Source organism: Motilibacter deserti (assembly GCF_011250635.1).
GTDB classification, from domain to species: Bacteria; Actinomycetota; Actinomycetes; order Motilibacterales; family Motilibacteraceae; genus Motilibacter_A; species Motilibacter_A deserti.
The window spans coordinates 1-819 of record NZ_JAANNP010000256.1 but is presented as its reverse complement, the minus strand read 5'-3'; the positions used below and the strand labels follow the sequence as shown (position 1 = coordinate 819).

Here is an 819-nt window from a genome sequence, read left to right as displayed (position 1 = left end):
CGCGGTGCCGAGGATGACGGCGACGGCGGACAGGGCGAGGCGGAGTTTGTGGGCGAGCAGGCCTTTGAGGGTGGCGCGGAGCATGGCTCAGGACCTCCGGCCGGCGGCGTCGAACTGCTTCATGCGCTCGAGGACGGCGTCGGAGGTGGGCTCGCGCATCTCGTCCACGACGCGGCCGTCGGCCAGGAACAGCACGCGGTCGGCGTAGGAGGCGGCGACCGGGTCGTGGGTGACCATGACGACGGTCTGGCCCATCTCGCGGACGCTGCGGCGCAGGAAGGCCAGCACCTCGGCGCCGGCGCGCGAGTCCAGGTTGCCGGTGGGCTCGTCGGCGAAGATGATCTCCGGGCGGGAGGCCAGGGCGCGGGCGCAGGCCACGCGCTGCTGTTGGCCGCCGGACAGCTCGGTGGGCTTGTGGCCGAGCCGGTCGCGCAGTCCGACCGTGTCGACCACGGTGTCGAGCCAGGCCTTGTCCGGCTTGCGGCCGGCGATGTCCATCGGCAGCGTGATGTTCTCCAGCGCGGTCAGCGTGGGCAGCAGGTTGAACGACTGGAAGATGAAGCCGATCTTGTCCCGTCTCAACCGGGTCAGCGCCTTGTCCGCCAGGCCGGTCAGCTCGGTGTCGCCGATGTGGACGCTGCCGCCGGAGGCCGAGTCCAGCCCGGCCGCGCAGTGCATCAGCGTCGACTTGCCCGACCCCGACGGCCCCATGATCGCGGTGAACTCCCCCCGCGCGAACGACACCGACACCTCGTCCAACGCCACCACCCGGGTGTCACCCGCGCCGTACACCTTCGACAGACCCACCGTCCGCGCCGC

The 819-nt window shown here is 71.7% G+C and carries 1 protein-coding gene; it reads right to left on the bottom strand.

Annotation, left to right across the window (positions count from 1 at the left end; all coding sequences use genetic code 11):
* Positions 1–87 precede the first annotated feature (87 nt).
* Positions 88–819, bottom strand: a 732-nt coding sequence (locus tag G9H71_RS22900) for an ABC transporter ATP-binding protein (RefSeq protein WP_196792397.1), incomplete at its 5' end; no start/stop codon positions are given.